At 68.5% G+C, this 18,613-nt stretch carries 13 protein-coding genes; 10 read left to right on the top strand and 3 right to left on the bottom strand.

Features of this window, described 5'->3' with window-relative positions; genetic code table 11:
- Positions 1-44 precede the first annotated feature (44 nt).
- Positions 45-1,412, bottom strand: a complete 1,368-nt coding sequence (locus ACSHT8_RS15300) for a GGDEF domain-containing protein (RefSeq protein WP_436501707.1) — start codon at positions 1,410-1,412, stop codon at positions 45-47.
- A 398-nt stretch (positions 1,413-1,810) separates the two neighbouring features.
- Entirely contained in the window at positions 1,811-3,043 is a 1,233-nt protein-coding gene (locus tag ACSHT8_RS15295; protein ID WP_436501706.1) for an MFS transporter, read from the bottom strand.
- 579 nt (positions 3,044-3,622) lie between these two features.
- Here ACSHT8_RS15295 and ACSHT8_RS15290 point away from each other — a divergent pair.
- Positions 3,623-4,924 (top strand): cytochrome P450 family protein, encoded by a 1,302-nt coding sequence (locus tag ACSHT8_RS15290; RefSeq protein ID WP_436501705.1) that lies wholly within the window; start codon positions 3,623-3,625, stop codon positions 4,922-4,924.
- A gap of 61 nt (positions 4,925-4,985) precedes the next feature.
- Positions 4,986-5,519 carry a hypothetical protein gene (locus ACSHT8_RS15285; RefSeq protein WP_436501704.1) on the top strand — a complete coding sequence of 178 codons (534 nt, stop codon included), beginning with the start codon at positions 4,986-4,988 and terminating at the stop codon, positions 5,517-5,519.
- A 63-nt stretch (positions 5,520-5,582) separates the two neighbouring features.
- On the opposite strand, the gene ACSHT8_RS15280 is transcribed toward ACSHT8_RS15285, so the two are convergent.
- Entirely contained in the window at positions 5,583-7,904 is a 2,322-nt protein-coding gene (locus tag ACSHT8_RS15280; RefSeq protein WP_436501703.1) for an ATP-binding protein, read from the bottom strand.
- Between the two features lie 406 nt (positions 7,905-8,310).
- Between ACSHT8_RS15280 and ACSHT8_RS15275 the strand changes: the two genes are divergently transcribed.
- From ACSHT8_RS15275 to ACSHT8_RS15240, 8 genes are all read left to right on the top strand, one after another.
- Positions 8,311-9,768, top strand: a complete 1,458-nt coding sequence (locus ACSHT8_RS15275; RefSeq protein ID WP_436501702.1) for a ParB/RepB/Spo0J family partition protein — start codon at positions 8,311-8,313, stop codon at positions 9,766-9,768.
- A gap of 69 nt (positions 9,769-9,837) precedes the next feature.
- Positions 9,838-10,818, top strand: a complete 981-nt coding sequence (locus ACSHT8_RS15270; protein WP_436501701.1) for a DUF4192 domain-containing protein — start codon at positions 9,838-9,840, stop codon at positions 10,816-10,818.
- The gene (locus ACSHT8_RS15265) at positions 10,815-11,825 is read left to right on the top strand and encodes a hypothetical protein (protein WP_436501700.1); all 1,011 of its coding nucleotides are present in this window, start codon (positions 10,815-10,817) and stop codon (positions 11,823-11,825) included. The genes ACSHT8_RS15270 and ACSHT8_RS15265 overlap by 4 nt, the downstream gene beginning before the upstream one ends.
- A gap of 33 nt (positions 11,826-11,858) precedes the next feature.
- Positions 11,859-12,836, top strand: a complete 978-nt coding sequence (locus tag ACSHT8_RS15260) for a DUF4192 domain-containing protein (RefSeq protein WP_436501699.1) — start codon at positions 11,859-11,861, stop codon at positions 12,834-12,836.
- Positions 12,836-13,441, top strand: a complete 606-nt coding sequence (locus tag ACSHT8_RS15255; RefSeq protein WP_436501698.1) for a hypothetical protein — start codon at positions 12,836-12,838, stop codon at positions 13,439-13,441. Before ACSHT8_RS15260 ends, ACSHT8_RS15255 begins: the two co-directional genes overlap by 1 nt.
- 89 nt (positions 13,442-13,530) lie before the next feature.
- Positions 13,531-14,478, top strand: coding sequence for a bifunctional DNA primase/polymerase (locus ACSHT8_RS15250; protein ID WP_436501697.1), 948 nt, complete (start codon positions 13,531-13,533; stop codon positions 14,476-14,478).
- Between the two features lie 88 nt (positions 14,479-14,566).
- A complete protein-coding gene (locus tag ACSHT8_RS15245; protein ID WP_436501696.1) occupies positions 14,567-16,840 on the top strand; it encodes a tyrosine-type recombinase/integrase in 2,274 nt (757 codons plus the stop codon).
- 112 nt (positions 16,841-16,952) lie between these two features.
- Positions 16,953-18,545 (top strand): hypothetical protein, encoded by a 1,593-nt coding sequence (locus ACSHT8_RS15240; RefSeq protein WP_436501695.1) that lies wholly within the window; start codon positions 16,953-16,955, stop codon positions 18,543-18,545.
- The last annotated feature ends 68 nt before the right edge of the window (positions 18,546-18,613 follow it).

Below are 18,613 nucleotides of genomic sequence, written 5' to 3'. Positions count from 1 at the left end.
CTCGAGTCAGGTGATCTTTTTCATCCCCGTGTTGGTCTAGCCCCCTACACGTTGGCGCTCTCGGGGAACGATTGGTCCATCCCAGGCAGGGCGTCACCAGGCAATTCTGATGTGTCTCGAGGCCAAGTAGGATCGGCCACCTTTACTTGATTACGGCCACCTTCTTTGGCGCGGTACATCGCGAGGTCGGCGAGTTTGATCAGATCGCCGAGCTCCGTGCCATGGTGGGGTGAGCACGCCATCCCGATCGACACGGTGCAGCCCGACCGGTCGCCTGGGCCTTGAGCCCCAAGAATGATGGTGTCGCCTCCTGCGGCTTTTGTCACTGGGATCTTCAACGCCTCGATGTCGCGCCGGATTCGTTCGGCGAGTACCAGCGCCTGGGTTGGGTCTGTTTCCGGCATGAGCACGATGAACTCCTCCCCACCCCAACGGCACGCGAGATCGCTTTCCCGGACCGCTCCGCGAACGGCTCCGGCGAAGGCCACGAGGACCTGGTCTCCCGCAATGTGGCCCAACGTGTCGTTGATGCGCTTGAAGCGGTCGAGATCGAGGAGAAGCAACGCGGTGGTGTGGCCCATACGCTCGTTCAGCGCAAGGGCCTGTGTTGCGGCAGGTTCAAACCCCAGGCGATTAAGCAGGCCGGTGTTCGCGTCGTGTGTTGCGTCCTTGGTCAGCTGACGGACTTCACCCTCAAGGCTCCCGATTCGCTGCGCGCCCCAGGTGGTGGTGATCGCGATGGGGATCATCAGTGCCAACAACGGGGCGGCCAGCGCGTGCAGCACCGCGGCAGCGGCGGCTAGCAGGAGAGCGAACGCGATCTCGCCGTTGTCTTTCCAGGTTCCCAGGGCGTCGACGAGCAGGCTGTCGTCGGTGTCTGGTTCGCCGCCGCCGTAGGGAAAGGTGTGTGCGAGGGCGCGAACGGCGCCGACCATGATCGCCTGCGCCAGGAAGTACGCGCTGATCGCAGCGATCATCCACGCCGAGGCTTCGGCAGGGGACAGGGTTCGTTCGCCGGTGAGCCAGGCGCGGAGCGGGGCGGCGGTGGCCACCTCGTGCACGCTCAGCGCGCTCAGCGCGATGGCGAAGTTGGTGTGCATCCACTTGTAGAACGGCTTACGTGCGATCAGCCAGCGTTGAATCCGGATGATCGCGATGAGCGCGAGAACCAGCGGTACTGGCAACACCAGCGCAGCCGAGAAGAACCAGATACTGGTCTGGTCGACGTGAGTGCCGTTGCCGTGAGTGCCACGGCGGTGTTCCTCGCTCTTTCGGGTGCCGTAGGCGTGCGCCAGGCCGCACACGACGAACAACGCGAACTGATGCAGGTCCGACCTGGAAACCGTCGCCTGGATCGCTTCAGTGGTCGCCCACGTGAGGACGAGCGGTTCTGCGCAGAACACCCAGGTCACGGCCCCCGGGCCCCATTGCCACAGACCCCACCGAGTGCACGGGTGCGTGATGACCCCCAACCAGCGCTTACTTTCCGCCGCCGCACCAGCGACACTGTGCACGACCAACCGGAGACAGTCGACCACGAACCGTAGTCGGGCAGGCGTTAGTCCAGCCCGCCTGTGGCTCGACCATGCCGAAGTGCTGGCGACCTGCGGAGGTGACACCTGCGTGCTTCCCGGCAGGGTCTGTCGACTCCGAATTCCCACGACCGTTCCCCCTCGTTCGGCCTGTTCCGGACGGGCTACCTGCTGGAGGAGGCGCGCCGATGACGCTGCCCGGCGATCGCGAGTCCTGAGTCCCCCTCAGACACGATTTCTGTCCTTTCTCCCGAGCGTTCTGACCTGGAAGGTGTGAGCTATGCGCCGTTGTGGCGACCGCGAGTCCTGACCAACTTCACGTTCTGTCGGAGCAGCGCCCGTGCCCATCCGCGGGCGCAGATCACCGACAGAGTCATACCGATCACCCCGAACAGGGCCACCGCCATCGCGGCGGACATCGCGGCCGCGACCACGCCCGCCGCGATGGCGGCGAGGCCCTGGCTTGTGCGAAGCACCATGCTGACCAGTCCGTTGGCGGCACCGGTCATCCCTGGATGCACGCGTTCAGTCAGCTCGCCGATGGCCAGTGGCAGGTATGCAGATCCCGCGCCGGACACGATGAGCAGCCCTATTGCCGCTGCAGGGGCGGGGCGGAGGGCGAACAGCGCAAGTGGTGCGAGGCTGAGCACCGCGAGCGGCGCGATCAAGCGGCGCTGGCGAGCCGCGGGCATCCTCTCGACCACCGCGGCGGCCAGTACCAAGCCGAGGCAATCGGCGGCGAGCAGCGGGCCGACGTACCAGGTCGGTGAACCACTCTCCACGACAAACGGGACCGCGATCGCATCCGGGACAGCGGTGATGCCGATCAACGCGATTAACACCGCCAGTCGGTGGAGGCTGCCGTCGTTGCCGATCCACCGCACGAGTGGCCTGATGACACCAGACTTCGAACCGCGCTCCACCGTCTCGAACGCGGCGACCCGCCGGCGCAGGCCGAACCGCAGGCATGCCGCCGAGATCATGAAGGTCATGGCATCGATCAGGAACGCTGCTTGGAACCCGATCACACCGACGACCGCGGCACCCCCGGCGAGCCCAGCCAGCTGGCCAGTCTCCCGGACTAGTGTGAGCCGCGCGCGACCAGCCTTGTTGTACTCGGCGCCGAGTACGTCGAGCACTGTCGCGCCCTGCGCAGCCTTGAACGGCACCTGGACCGCAGCGATGGCCAGCGCGCCCACGACTATCCAAACCAGCGAAAGACCCGGCAGCGCCATCAACGCGACACACCCGGCCTGACTGAGGCAGCACAGAACCATCACCGTCCGGCGCGGGTGGCGGTCCGCTAGACCGACGAGCAGCGGCCCGGTGACCAGCGGCGGCAGAAAGGTCAAGCCATACGCAAGGCCCGACAACGTGGCCGAGCCGGTGCGTTGGAACACCAACAGCGCCATCGCGACCTTGGCCATCTGGTCGCCGACCACGGACGCCGCCTCGGCAGTCCAGATGGCGGTGAACCCGCCGCCAGGCAACCGGATCCGTTGTCCTGCCACACCCCCTGCTTCCCCCGACCGGCCGGTCCTCGGTTGCCCTCCGAACTCGAAAGCACACGTTATGTCACAGGGGCTGGTGGGTCTGAAGGTTGGCGGTTCGCCACTCGAACGGCCTAGCAGCACCGCAGGAGCGGCGCTGTGGCGCGCCCGCAGCGCGAGGCTTCCAGCTGTCGTCGCCACAGTCCCCCCATTGCGCTGCCATGTCGTCGACCGTGCTTGCCAATATAGGTCGAATGTCGGAATCCGGACGCAACTTCGCTACTCCATTCTTTGATTCACGCTATCGGGCTAATCGATAGCGCGCAGTTGATTCGCATCGAACACTCATGTCGCCGCGAGCTTGAGTAGTCGACTACTCAAGCCCGGGGGAATTCCGATCTGAAAGTTGAGTAGATTTCGGACTGTTGCTATTCGGACGCTGCGGCAATGCTGGAACCTGCAACACCGAATGAGCGTGGTCGGCAACTGACCTGTGGTGTGGATTCGCCCTCGCGAAACCGATGCCGCGATGGGGGTGGGTCAGGTGCCGGTCACTCGCTGGGGGAGAGCAGGCCCTGGCGGTCACGCATAACTCACCTCGTGCTGGCCGTCCAGGGCGTGCTTTCGGGCCGGATGCGGCGAAAGTCCAATGGAGGGACATGCGCTGTGGAGCCACGGAGCGGTGAGCTGTTCGCGGACGGTTTCTGGGACCGACCCCTGGACGAGGTGGATGCACTCCGCGCCCAGTCGAAGGTCCATCGCTCGACGTTGACGAGCGGCGTTCGGGTCTGGGTGATCACCGGGTACGCCGACGCCAAGCGCGCCCTGACCGACCCGAGCCTGCGGAAAGACGCACGTACGATCCACGCGATCATCGACAGGCAGCAGACTCAGCCCGACCCCATGGCCCAGGTCGCGGGCATTCTCGACACACACATGCTCTTCCTTGATGGCCTCGACCACAGCCGCGTACGGCGAATCGTCGGCATGGAGTTCACCCGCGCCCGGGTCGAGGCGCTGCGGCCGCGGATCGAAGCCCGCACCACGTCGATACTCGACGCGCTGCCGGTCGACGGACCGGTAGACCTCGTGTCGGCAGTGGCCTGTCCGCTGATGCTTGCCGTGATCTGCGATCTACTGGGAATCCCCGCGAACGACCGCGAACTCTTCAATGAGTGGACGCAGGCTGTGATGGTGCAAGACGGCGCGCGAACCGTCCGAGCCACCCAGGCGCTCAACTCGTATTTGAGCACTCTGATCGACCACAAGCGCTTCACGCCGGACGATGACCTGCTGTCGGTGCTGATCCACCCGCGCGCCACCAGCGACCGCTTGTCCACCGAGGAACTTCTCGGCACGGTGTTCCTGCTGCTGACCGGCTTCCAGACATCGGCGAATCTGATCACCACGGCGGTGTTCCAACTGCTCTCGCACCCAGGAAGCTGGAATCGACTGCGCGAGGCGCCCTGGTTCCTGCCGACTGCGGTCGAGGAGATCCTGCGGTTCGACTCGCCGATGCGCACCACAACCCACCGCTACACCACCGAGCCGGTTGAGTACGGCGGTCAACCGATCCCTGCCGGGGAACTCGTTGTGGTGTGGCTCCACGCGGTCAACCGCGACCCGGACGTCGTCCGCTGCCCCGACGCCGCCACCCTCAATCTCGAGCGCTCACCCAACTCCCACCTCAGCTTTGGACACGGCGCGCACTACTGCTTCGGCGCGCCATTGTCGCGAGTTGCCGCCGCAGTGGTGCTGCGGCGGATGACGCGTCGATACCCTGAGGCCAGGCTGGTTGACGTCGTCGCCAGGCACGCACCCAATGCGATCATGAACGGCCTGCTCGCGCTGCCACTTGTGCTGGGGCCAGACGTGGCGCGACCGCGGGAGGCGGATCTCTGATGGTTCTCCGCCCACCACCCCAATTGGCTACGGAACGCTCGACTTCCGGCACCATCTGGCCATGCATCCGACCAGCCTCACCGACGACCTCGCCGCTCCATCACGCCGTGGCGAACTCGTGTCGTGGCTGCAGGGACAGGTCGACGTCAATCGCGCGTTGAGCGGCACCGCCGGGTGGATGTTCTCTTGTGTCGAGGACCTTGTCCTCAACTGCGGGTTTTGGGGCGTCCCCGCGAGCCTGCCTGGCGGACATGGGTGCGGGCCGGGAGGGCAGTGCTATGCCAACGCGAGCCGCTACAGCGAGGTCTACGGCGCGACCTACGTCGAGGGATACAGCCTGACACACAGCGGACTCGTCTACGCCCACGCCTGGTGCGTCGACGACCAGGGCGCCGTTCACGATCCCACCTGGTCCGACGGCGCGGGCTTGGCCTACCTCGGCATCCTGTTCAGCGCGGACTACGCCAGGTCGGTCGAGATCCAGCCGCACCGCACGCTGCTCCACGACGCCCACCTCGACTGGCGGATCCTCCGACACGGCTTTCCTCCCGCGGCGATCAACCCAGTCGGCGAACCCGTGACCCTGCCGAGGTAGCCGCGAGTGATCCGGCGTGGATGGCTCCGCGCCCAGCGATCGCTGAGCCACCGCCGGGCGTGGCTAGCCGGGGTCCGTCGAACGGATGTGCTCGGCGTACCAGGCGGCCAGGCCCGCGCGGCCTTTGCCCGACAGGCCGAGGCTTGTGATGGTGCGCAGGACGTGGTTCTCGATGGTTCGCGTGCTGAGCGTCAGCCTCGCGGCGATTTGCTTGTTGGTCAGGCCGTCGGCGACAAGGCGGGCGACCTGCAGTTGTCGGGAGGTGACCCCTAACTGTTCGCCGAACCCCGCCTTGTCCACCGCGGGCGTCGCCAGCGCGAGCTGCATCGCCTCTGCGTAGGGGAGTGCTGCCCCCTCGGCGACATCGACGTCGAACGCCTCGCCCAATGCGCGCCGGACACCGCGCTCGGCGTCGACCTGGAGCCGCCACCACGGTTTCAGCCCACTCACCGACACGTCGGTCGCCCGGTGTCTGGCGTGCGCGGCCCCGAACAGGCGCGCCGCCACGACATGGTCTGCCATCCGCGCGGCGATCACCGCGCGCAACCACATGCCCCACGCCGGGCCCCACGTGTCCTCGCTCGAGTACTGCAATCGCAGGCACCGCTGAACGAGATCAAGCGCGTGCGTAAGCGTGCCGAACCGCAACTCGACGATCGACTTGGCGAACAAAGCCCACGACACCGCGCTGTCCACACCGGACTCGGCGACATCGGCCCAGAACGCCTCGGTCGTCTCGCGTGCGGCAGACTCGACGCCGTCGACGCCGGCGGCGATGGCCAGCACGATCCGCATCGCTATCCGCTCGCTCGGTTCGTCGTCGCCGAGGGCGTCCACCGCGGCGGCGAGCGTGCCCAGGGCTGTCGCCGCTTCCGCGCGGGACTGTCCGACCAGCCAGTCGCGCATGCCGCGGGCGAACAGCAGCGCCGCGTTCGGGCCCCCGTTGACCGTCACCGAGGTCGCCTCAGCACGGGCGAGGAAGACGTCGGCCTCCGCCGCGTTGCCTTGCAGCATGGCCAAGTACGCGAGCATGGCCTCCGCGGACACCTTCATAGATGAAGGCGAGGGCGGGTGGGCGTTGAGCCCCAGGTCGAGCAGGCGCCGGGACTCGCTGATGTGCCTGAGGTTGATGTGGTTGCGGGTTCGGGTCACGTCGCAGGCGACGGTCAACGCCGAGGCCCAGTTGCCAGTGGAGAGGAAGTGGTCGACCGCGGCGCGGATGTTGCGGGAGCTGTCGCGCAGGCGCTCGATCCAGTCGGTTTCCTGTGGTCGGTACCACCCGCGGGCCACGCGGTGGGCCAGACCGGCGTAGTAGGAGGCGTGGGCGGCGCGGATGGCGAGCAGCGTGTCCGGGTAGGCGACCTCGTGGCCGAACCGGCGCACGACGTCGAGCATCCGGTACCAGGTGCGGCCACCGCGTCGGCGTGTCGTCAACAGCGACGCGCGGATCAGCCGGGCCAGGGCCTCCAGCACATCGAAGTCGGCGGCGCCGTAGGCCGCGCACACACCCTCGGCGGCCTCCAGGTCGAACTCGCCGTCGAACACCGACATCAGGATCCAACTGCGTTGATCGCACTCGATCAGCAGATCGAACGACCACCGCAGCGTCGCGTGCAAGGTCTGGTGGTGGCGCTGCTCGGGCCGGGCACTCGCCAGCAGCCGTGTGGAGTTCTCGCAGCGGTCGACGATCTCCTGCAGGGTCAACGGCCCCAACCGTCCGGCGGCGAGTTCGATCGCCAGGGGCAACCCGTCCAGCATCCGGCACAGCTCGTTGGCCAGCGGGATGTCTTCGTCGTCAATCGGCTCGTCGAGCGCGGCGGCGCGGTCGATCAGCAGCCGCAACGCCTCGGTCGTGGCATGGTCGTCGGTGCCGTCGGACACCTGCAGTGGGGGAACGCGGACCAGCCGCTCACCGACCACGCCCAGGGGGATCCGGCTCGTCGCGAGCACCCGCAGCCCGGGAGCGGCATGGAGGAGTTCGGCGATCAAGAGGGGCAGCTCGCCGCCGCCGTCGAGGTCGACCAAGCGCTCGCCGTTGTCCACCACCAGTAGGACCGTCTTCTCCCGAAGGTGATCGAGCAGCCGACTCCGCGCGGACCTCACATCGTCGTCCGGCAACGCCAGGGCCTCAGCCAGCGCCGCGTCCAGCAGACCCTCCGCCGGCCGTACATCAGCGACGTCGACCCGCACGACACCGTCGGCGAACGCTGCGGCCACCCGCTCCGCGACCGCCAAGGCCACCCGCGACTTCCCGACCCCGCCCGTCCCCACCATCGTCACCAGTCGGTGGCCCGCCGAGACCAAGTCGATCCCCGCGGCGAGCAGCTCCAGCCTCCCGACGAACGACGTCAGGTCGGCGGGGGAGCCGCGCGGGGGCACCGTCACGGGCCGCCCCCGACTACGGCCCGCATTGTCGACCACATCCGAGTCCCCCCGTCTGGATGGAGCTGTGGCCCGCCATTCTGACCACAGCCACTACTCAGCGTCAAGACGACGCGCACCTCTGACGTGCAAAGACAAGGAATTTGCGCGCTTGGCAGCGCTCGAGGGTCAATCAAATGTCACTGAAGGTGACAGGCGGTCGGGTCGTCCCACGCGGGTGGGGGCGGCGCACTCTGCCTGGTCGACGCACGGGTGTCCAGCCGAAACGCGTGGCTGGACACCCGCACCCCGACCAGGCCGGGGCGAGTGCGCCCCACCCGCGTGGGGCGACACCGAAACCCACGCACGGCGGGTTCTCCGGTGTCCCCGTCCGGGACCGCGCGTCCCACCGCCACGAAGGGGATCACCCATGGCCGAGTCCATGTGGGCCACCGCCACCCTGCTCATGCTCGACCCGCGCGAACTGCTGATCGACGGCAACTCGCGCAAGCCCGTCGACATCGCCGTCGCCGACCCCGACTTCACCGCCAGCGTCGCCAAGCACGGCGTGCGCCTACCCGTCATCGCCAACCCCGCGGGTGAGGGCCGCTACCGAATCCGGGACGGATCGCGGCGCACCCAGGCGGCCGTGCTGGCCGTCGACGTCCACCCGACCATCCCCGTGCTCGTCACCGACGAGATCGGCGACCACGTCGTCACCCGGCTGCGCGACCAGTGGATCGCCAACGAGATCCGTAAGGGCTTCGACGCCGAGGAAACCGCCGCCGTGTTCGAACAGCTGACCCTCTGCGGACTGTCCGCCGACGACATCGCCGAAGAACTCAGCGTCTCGCCCGACACCGTCCACGCAGGACTGGCCGTACGGGCCAGCGAACGCGCCACCGCGTTCCTGACAAAGAACCCGCAGGGCGAGCTGCGCCACGCCGCCGCGTTCGCCGAGTTCGACGCCGACCCCGACGCGATCGAGGAACTCGAGGCCACCCTCGAAGAGGAGCCCGAGCAGTTCGACAACACCGTCACCCAACTGCGCTACCAGCGCCACAGCCTGGAGCTGCGCGACGCGAAGGCCAACGAACTACGCGCGGACGGCGTCGCGGTCGTGATTGACGAAGACCTCCCCGGCATGGCGCGCCTGCACGAACTCCACCGCAGCGCCACCGATCCCGCAGGCCTCACCGAGGACAACCACCGCGACTGCCCCGGCCACGCGCTACTCGTCGGCACTCGCCACGGCAACGTCTACACCAAGCCCGTCTGCACCGACTGGGAGCGCCACGGCCACACCAGTCACTGGCGCGTGACCACTGGCAAAGGCCGCGCCCGCACCGAGCACGAGAAGGGCGAGATGCGGCGAGCCCGCGTGAACAACGAGGCCTGGCTGGCGGCCCGCGACAGCCGCCGCGACTTCGTGAAGCGGCTGTTCGCCGCCAAGACCCCGCCCAAGCAGGCCAGCCTGCACACCCTGCTCGCCATGATCCACGGCGGACCTCATCTCGTCGAGGCGATCAGCCGCGGCAGCGAGTTCGCCACCGAACTCCTCGGACTCAAGCCCGCTCCCCGCCACAAGACGCACCCCATCGCCGCCAAAGCCAAGCGCGCCAACCAGACCGACCTGCAGATGCTGCAGCTCGCCCTGGTCGTCGGCGCGTGGGAGTCGCACTACGACCGCAACCACGCTGTCAACACCTGGCGCTCACCCACCACCGAGGACCAGCTCTACTTCACCGCCCTGCGGGCCTGGGGCCACGTCCTCGCACCGGTCGAGCAACTCGTCCTCGACCCCACAGCCGACGCCGACAAGTGGCCGCACCTGCAGACCACCACGCCGCCCGACACCGAGGCAGCGCAGGACGTCATCGCCGCCTGAGCACCCACCCGGCCCGGTGCCCAGCACCGGGCCGGGCCGCGCACGCACCCAACAGCTTGGAGTTCCGCCATGCCCGAATCAGACGACACCGCCGACGCCGTCGAAGCCTTCGGCCGCGTCTTCGCATCCATCCCCGCGATGCTCGGCTACCACCCGACGAACGCAATGGTCGCGTTGTTCCGACTCGCCGACGCGCGCCAGTTCTCGATCGCCGCGATGGACATCGATCCCGACCACGACGCCCCCGACGTCGCGCGTTTCATGGCCCGGGTCGGCGCGCAAGGCCGGGTCAACATCACGCTGTTCGTGATCGCCCCTGGGGAGGTCACCGATCCACCGCACGAACCCATCGTCGACATGGTCCACCTCGAGTGCTTCACCCGAGGCCACGACCTCATCGCCGCGGCCTGGGCAGGCGCGATCCAGCAGGGGCAGCCGTGGGCGAGCTATCGCACCGGTTTGCACGGAGTGCTGCCCGATCCGCGGACCACACCGCTTGCCGCGCTGCTGGCCGCGCAGGGGCAGCATGCCTACCGCTCGCGCGTGGATCTCGCGGCCACCCTGGCCCCGGACCCCGTCGACCAGCTCGACCGCAGGCGTGCGGCCATCGCCGCGACCGCCCGCACGCCCCGCAGCGTCGAGGACAGTCTCGCGCTGATCGAGACCACCACCGCGGCGTTCCTCGATGACAGCACGAACCTGTACGACGCCGTCGTCGTCCAACTGGTCCACACCTTCGCCGACATCGCACTGCAGCGCACGTTCCTGCTCGGCCTGGACAGCGCCACCGCATCGCGGACCAACCCGTTCTGGGTGCGGCTGGTGCAGGCGCTGCCGGACGCGGCCAGGTCGTTCCCGGCAACCGTGCTCAGCCTCGGCAACTACCTCGCCGGACACGGAGTCATCGCGTCCATCGCCGCCCAGATCGCCGTCAACGCCGACCCCGGCAACGGGTTCGCCACCGCCGTCGACACCGGCGTCCGGTACGGCGCGAGTGCGGGCGAGATCCACTTCATGCTGTCCAGGGCTTACGGCAGGCCGCGGACATGACCACGTCGCTCACCGCCGCGCAGCTTGCCCGCTACCGGGCCGCGCGCGCTGCGGGCCACACCGCGTCCACAGCCCATGGTCTTGCCCTGGCGTCCACCGAGCCTCGCGGCGCGGACTGGGAGATCAACGGCGACCTGATCCGCTTCACCCCGCATGCCTGGGGCGATCGGACCGACCTGCAGATCACGGCCACGGCCGCGCCGGACCCCCACGCGGACCTGACCTGGTTGGGCGAGTTCAGCGCCACCTGGGCGCCCGGCGCGATCGTGGCCAGCCCCGACTCCGGCGACTGCCGGCGGTACTTCCACCCGACGATCACCATCGACGAGCGCCGTGCCGCACTCGCCGCCAGCGGCCACGCACGCGGCGTCGCCCACCACCTCGCGCTGAACTCCGCACGGGCCGATCTCGACCTCGCGCGCACCCTGGTCGGGGTCACCGTGACCGCCAGTGTCGCTCACAACCGGGCCGAGGTCTTCGAACGCACCATGGGCGGTGTCTTCCTCCACCCCGATGAGGACTCCACCGACTACCTGATCAGCGTGATCGCCCAGAGCCGCATGGTCGAGGACCTGATCGGCTGGAGCGAGATCCTCTTCGGACTCCGGCCGTCCACGACGCACCTCACGCCGGACGACACATGGTGTCTCTGGCTCGACACCGCCGAGCGCCTCGGCCGTTGGGCGACCGTCACCGCGCAGTCCGCCGAGGAACGCCAACCCGAAGACCACGGCGCCGACGACGTCACCTCATGGAACGCCGAACTGCACATTCACAGCACCGGCAGCCGGGGCACCGTCGACCACGACGCGATCTTGGCCGCACTACGCCGGATCGCCGACGAACCCGACACCACCCCGCTCCCGCGCCCGGTCGTCGACACCGTCATCCGCGCCGTCACAGCGCCCGACCACGGTGAGGCGATCGACGCGCTCGCCCGCCTCGACGCGCCCGGTCGCGACGCCGTCATCCAACTCGCCGTTCTCGGCGAGATCACCCACCGCTGATCCACCCGTGCCGTCCAGAAAGGAACCATCGCCATGTCTGAATCGATCAATGCCGGCGTGCTCGACCTGACCCGGCCGGGGAGCTTCATCGCCGACGTTCCCGTCGTCCTCGGCTATTACCCGACCAACTCCCTCATCGTCGTCATCGTCGCCGACGGGCGCCTGGGCTGCTGCGTCCGCGCCACCTTGTCCGACTGCGCCAACCCCGAGTTTCTGGTGCAGCTCATGTCGACCGCCACTGGCGAGCACGCCGATCATGCCGCGATCCTCGTGGTCGGACCCCGCGACCCGTCCAACCGAGCGCTCGTCGACCGGGTCGAGTCGTTGCTCGCAACGAGTGGCGTCGAGACCGTCATCGCGTGCTGGGCCCCGGTCATCGAGCGAGGGCAGCCCTGGGAGGACTATCGGACCGGCGAAACCGGCACGCTGCCCGACCCCGCCTCGTCCCCGCTCGCGGCCCACGTCGTCGCCAACGGTAGGGTGATCTACCCGTCCGAGCGGGCCATCCTCGACGTGTTCGCGCCTGACCCCGCCGATGCCCTGGCCAACCGTGAACGGCACATCGACGCACTCCGCGCACAACCCGATCGCGGCCTGCCGGGCGACGCGGTTGCGTTCCTGACCGACACCTGCAGCGCCTACCTGGACGGAACCGAACTCGACGACCAGACACTCGCGACTGTCGCATGTGTCCTCGCCGAACCCGGCGTGCGGGACGCCTGCCTACTCGACCTCATCGCCGAGCAGCCGACCTGGCCCATCCAGTTCTGGACCCGCCTCACCCAGGCCACGCCCGGGCCCGCCCGCGCGTTCCCCGCGGTCATGGCAGGCCTCGCCAACCACCTCCAAGGCGAAGGGGTGTTCGCCCGCATCGCGTTCCAGCTCGCGCAGCGCGCCGAACCCGGCAACGTGCTCGCCGAGTTGTTCTGCATGGCACTCAGCACGGGCCTGCACCCCGACGAACTCCGCACGATGCTCGCCGAGTGCCGCGACCTCGTCAGGAGCCGATGATGTCCCGCGGCAAGGGGCCTGGCCGACATGCGATGAACGCCGCAACGACCCAGATCACGGCCCTGTCGGACCTGCTCAACGGCACAGGACTCGACGGCCTCTTCCAGCAGATGACCTGGGCCGAGGACGAGATCCAGAAGGCCGCTGGCCGACATCCGTCCGCCGCCGACCGACTGTTCCACTCCTTCACGCTGCTACGGCCCACCCACGACCGGATGACCACCGAGTTCGTGTACCGGTCCCATTGCGCGGAGATCCTCCAACGAGTGATCAGCGGCGCCGACACCACACCGGCCACCGCCGCCGAACTCTGCTGCGTCTGCGGCGAGGCCAGCTGCCTCGCACCGCTGAACCGGGCCGCAGTCGGCCTGTACATGAGGATGTGGTCCATCGCCTTCCCCGACAAACCTGTATGCGGCGATCAACTCCAACACTACGAGGCGATAGTCGGCACCGGCATCGACAACCTCGAAGCCGAGTCCCGGGCCAAATTCTCGGTCGATGACCGGCTGCTCGGCGACGTCCACTGCGCCGGAATGCACCACGGCGAACCCGTCTCCTGTTCATTCGCCACGCAGACGCCAGACCAGCTCCGGACTGCCTGACTCAGTGGTCTCCGCTCGGCCGCATGCCCGCGCCGAGCGGAGACCACCTCACCACCCACCACATCGTCGTACCCTCGACAGGGGGACCAATGACCAACACAACCAGACGCCCACGCCGCGGCGCGCGCGCCACGACCAACACCCGGCTGCTCAACGCCGCACTGTCAGCGGCCCGAGCCGGACACCACATCTTCCCACTGTGGCCCCGCACCAAGATCCCAGCCCTCCACGGCGAACACCGATGCCCCGGCACCGCCCCCTGCGCCAACGGCCACCTCGGCTGGGAACAACGAGCCACCCGCGACCCGGCCACCATCCGCACCTGGTGGGCCGACCGCCTCTACAACATCGCGATAGCCACCGGACCCTCCGGCCTGCACATCCTCGACCTCGACCCCGCCCGAGGCACCCGACCACCCGAACCCTGGACCGACGCCCACCACGGCCGCGACGTCCTCGCCCGCCTCGCCGCCGACGCCAGCCAGCCCTACCCGGCCGACACCTTCACCGTCCGCACCCCCACCGGCGGGGAACACCTCTACTACCGCGCCCCCGAACACCCACCGCTGCGCAACACCGCCGGACGCCTCGGCTGGCACATCGACAGCCGCGGCGAAGGCGGCTACATCGTCGCCCCCGGATCCCTCATCGGCCACGACCTCTACCGGGTCACCCGCGACCGTCCCATCGCCCCGCTCCCGTCCTGGCTCATCCCGCTCCTACTCCCACCACCCATCGCCGAGACACCCCAGACCCGCACCATCGGCGCGCCCACCGAACACCGGCTCCGCGCCTACGTCCAGTCCGTCGCGGACCACGCGGCCACCGCGCCCGACGGCCAACGCCACCACAACCTACTCCGCGCCGCCTGCACCCTCGGCCGCCTCATCGCAGGCGGCGACCTCACCGAAGACGACGCCCGCACAGCCCTCCACGAGGCCGCCGCCCGCCTGACCGGCTTCCCCAACCGAGAAGCCGAACGCACCATCAACGACGGCCTCCGCTACGGCGCCCGCTACCCCCGCAGATTGGGCTGACCACCATCGCGCCACCGACACGCCTGCGCGCGTAGATCGCGTCGTGGCGGCGCCACTGGCGTCGTTCGGACCAACCCAGGGAGAAGCCGTGCATCCCGACGATGCCCTGGGTCTGTTCGCGCTGCCCACTCGCGCGATCCCGACAGGCCCGACCCGCGTTCTGTGGAGCTATGGCATGGGAGCCGAGAGCACAGCTGGCGTCCGACTCTGGCTTCACGACCCGACCAGCCGACCACCCGAACTACTACCCGACCTGTCCAACCTGACCGTCCTGATCGCCCAAACCGGCGACGAGTGGTCCAGCACGATCACCCATGTCGAACAGCACCTGCTCCCCGAAATCCGGGCCCTTCGCGTCCGCCTTGTCGAGGTCGCCCGAGCAGGCCCACATCAGCGCGACGGCATCGTCGTCCTGCAAGACACCCGAGAACCGGCCCGCCTGCACGCCAACCCCAGCGAACACGGATTCTTCGCGCTCAGCGAGGAAAACCGCCGCAACGGCGTCATGCCGCAACTTGGCGGTCGTCGCCTGTGCTCCGCCAAGGCGAAGGGATGGCCACTGGACCAGTGGCGCCAGCGCGAACTCGGCAACCACCCCTACGTGCACGCGATCGGATTCAACGTCGATGAGACCAAACGCATCGACCGGGACAAGTCGATCACCCTCGGCGGCAGGCGCACCCCCATCTACCCGATCGCCCACCGCGGCTGGACCAGACAGGACTGCCTGGACTACCTGACCCACGCCTACGACCTCGACGAAGCATGGCCCAAGAGTTGCTGCAGGCAGTGCCTTCTCTCCGCTTTGATGTCGTGTCTCGATAGGGCGTCGGACGGGCGGCGACCTGCCGAAACTGTGTTGCACTCCTGCCTGTCTCGAATGTATGCACGAAGCGTGGAGTTGATCTTCTTCTCGTCCGGTGGGTGGGAGTCCTGGGATGTCCAGCGGCGGCCGATCATCCCGGACGGCATGCCTGTCCTCGTCGACGACGATCTGGCGTTTGAGGATGCGTCCGGCCCGCGGCCGGCGACGGTGGTGAACCGGTGGCTGTGTGAGTTGCCGTCGAGCTGTTGCCCGGCGCTGTCCTCGTGGGAGTCGTACGCGCGGGTCCTGCGGTCGTGGATGGAGTTCATCCTCGACTTCGACGTGAATCTGTTCGACGAGCGGCGCCCGCTCAAGGACGCGTTGAGCGCCTACGCGGTGCACCGGGCGTGCGGCCCGATCGAGGCCCGGTTCGAGGTGACGACCTGGGATCGGCACGTCAGCGTCCTGTCCTCGTGCTACCGGTGGGCGGTCGCCCAAGGGCACGCCCAGGCGGAGCCGTTCACATACGCGCAGGCCAGGATCCTCTACGGAGACCAGGTCCGGGACCGCGAGATCAACCTGGCGGTCCGTCGCCGCCCCAAAGCACACGTGACGATCAAGTACCTGGAGCGGGACTTCGAGGCGCTGTTCCTCAAAGCACTAGCGGGGTTGACGCCGGACGGCGCGGAGGACACCGACTACCGCGGCCGGGAGCTCGCGCGTAACGCGGCGATAGGCGGCCTGGGCATCGCGACGGGGTTGCGCCGCCAGGAGTTCACCTACTTGCTGGTGCCGGAGACCCCCGCACTGCCACCGAAACCGTCAGCCTTGCCGATCCCGTTCCGGGTACCGACCGGGGTGACCAAGGGACGTAAGTACCGCACGACCTGGATCACCTACCAGGCGCTGGTCGAGGTGCACCACTATCTCGACCTGGCTCGCCCGCTCGCGGTCGAGGGTTCGACGTGGCGACCTCCGGCGAAGGCCGGTGAACCGTTGCTGGTCACCGAGGTCGGCCCGGTCGGCGGCCGGGTGAACGGCAAGCGGGTGCGGTGGGCGGCGCTGCGCCCATCCGAACGCCTGCGTCTGGTCGCGCCGGACGGCGGATCGATGCTGGTCGCGGTGCGCGGTGACGGCGGACCGTTCACCGCGTGGGCGACGGTGTTCGAGCGAGCCTCCGATCGCATCCGGGACCGGTGGGAGCCTCGGTTTCCCACCGTCAACCCGCACCGGCTGCGTCACACGTTCGCGATCCGGACGCTGGAGATGCTGGTCGAGGGCTACTACGCCCAGGCCGCCAAGCTGGTCAAGGACACCGACGCCGACGCCGCGCTGGCCTTGTATCTGTCCAAGGCGGACCCGCTGCTGGTGCTGCGGGACTTGCTCGGTCACTCCTCGGTGCTGACCACGGAAGCGTACCCGCGTCGGCTGGACATGACCCGGATCTACCGCAACGCCTATGAACGAGCCGGCCAGGCGCACGGACTCGCGGACATCGCCGCAGCCGAACGCGAAGCCGACGACGAGTTCTCCGACGAGTTCGAGGAAGCCATCTGATGCCCGCAGAACTGATCGACGACCCCTTGGGCATCGAGTTCGTATCCACGGCACGGCGCACCAACGCGACCGTCTACATCGGAACACCTGCAATCCGCGACTGGCCCGCGACATGCTGATCGGTCTGTGCAACCTGGTCCACCCGCACGGACCGATCGATGAGCTGAAGACCTTCCAGCAGTACGTCACCGCGATCCGCCGGTTCGTGGCCGAGCTCGCCGAACGCGGCCACACTGGCGGGGCTGCCGACCTGTCTCGGGCGAGGCTGGCCGAGTACTGGATGAGCGCCGGCAACGCCCGCGAGTACAAGACCCGCCGCATGGTGGCCGCGCTGGACCGGGAAACGTCCGTGCTCAGGCCGGACGTGCGCGCGCTGGTCGGCGGGCGCAACTTCAACCCGCAGCGCCGCAGGGACAAGCGCCCTTCGGTGCCCTACACCGAAGTCGAGTGGCAACGGTTGCAGCAGGTGTGCCGCACGATCATCCGCGCCACGTTCGCCGAGCACCGTGCGGCGCTGGCCGCGGCCGAGCGTGGCCGCGATCCGCGTGAGCACAGCTGGTCGTTCGACAACCTGTGCTGGCTGCTCGGTCAGCACGGACCGGTGACGTGGACCGCGTTCAACCGGGAGCACGGCTCCGCGGCGGGCAAGGCGTGTATCGAGCTGCTGCCCAGGGCGTGCACGGCGTTGTTCGTCGACACCAACGTCGCGCTGTCGTATCGCCTGCTGCTGGGCACCTACATCGGGATCGTCCCGGACGGCATCGAAACCCTCGGCGTCGAGGACCTGGACTGGGCCGGTGACACGGCCATCCTGCTGAGCTACCTCAAGGGCCGCACCACCACCGAGAGCGTGACCCTCAACCGGCGGTCCGTACGGCTGCTGGAGCAGTGGCTGGAGCACTCGTCGCCCACCCGGAACCTGGCCCCGCCAGAGACACGGGCGAAGCTGTGGACCCGATACGTCCCGGGATGCTACGACAACGTCGTCACCACGGCGTTCACCTCCGGGCAGGTCACCGAGTGGGCCGAACGCGGCCATCCGGCGGTGACCGCAACCGGTCTCGCGCTGGTCGCGGACAACGGCAACCCGCTGCGGATCGACCGGCGCCGCATCCGCACCACCTTCACCTCGCTGCGGGACCGCAAGTCCTGGTTCGGCAGCACCCGTTCCACCGTGGACCCCAACCACACACCGGCGATCGAGGGCGACAACTACCTCACCGCGACCACCCCGGCGCAACGCGACGCGATCGAGACGATCATCGAGAACAGCCAGGCGGACCTGCTGCGCAAGGCCCAGCCGCCGATCGTGCTGAGCACCGAGTCCACCGCGGAGCTCGTCGAGCGGTTCCCGGACGCGATCCGAGCGATGGAGCTGCACGACACGACGGTTACCGAACTGGTCAACACCGCGAACCGGGACGTGTTCGTCGCAGCGTGCGCCGACCAGCTGTCCGGCCTGCTCGGGCCGGTCGGCAAACCGTGCCCCGCCCGGCCGTGGGTATGCCTGCTCTGCCCGCTGGCAATCTTCACGCCCCGGCACGCGGTGAACCTGCTGCGTATGCAGGCGTTCTTCGCCCGCCAGTGGCAGCAACTGCCCTCCGCCCAGCACGACGAGATCACCCGGCTCCGCGTCGCTCTGACCAGCGCCAACAACGTCCGTGGCCTGTCCTCCACCCGCGATCGGGCCTCCGCTCGCCCATAGTCGACGGCGCCGCCCTGCCAGCGATCCTGTGCCGGGCGGCGCCGGTTGCGAGAGTCGACGAGTGACCG

Origin of the sequence: Actinokineospora sp. HUAS TT18 (genome assembly GCF_051364635.1) — a bacterium.
Classification (GTDB): domain Bacteria; phylum Actinomycetota; class Actinomycetes; order Mycobacteriales; family Pseudonocardiaceae; genus Actinokineospora.
The sequence above is the reverse complement of the archived record's forward strand: the minus strand, read 5'-3'. Positions and strand labels throughout refer to the sequence as shown.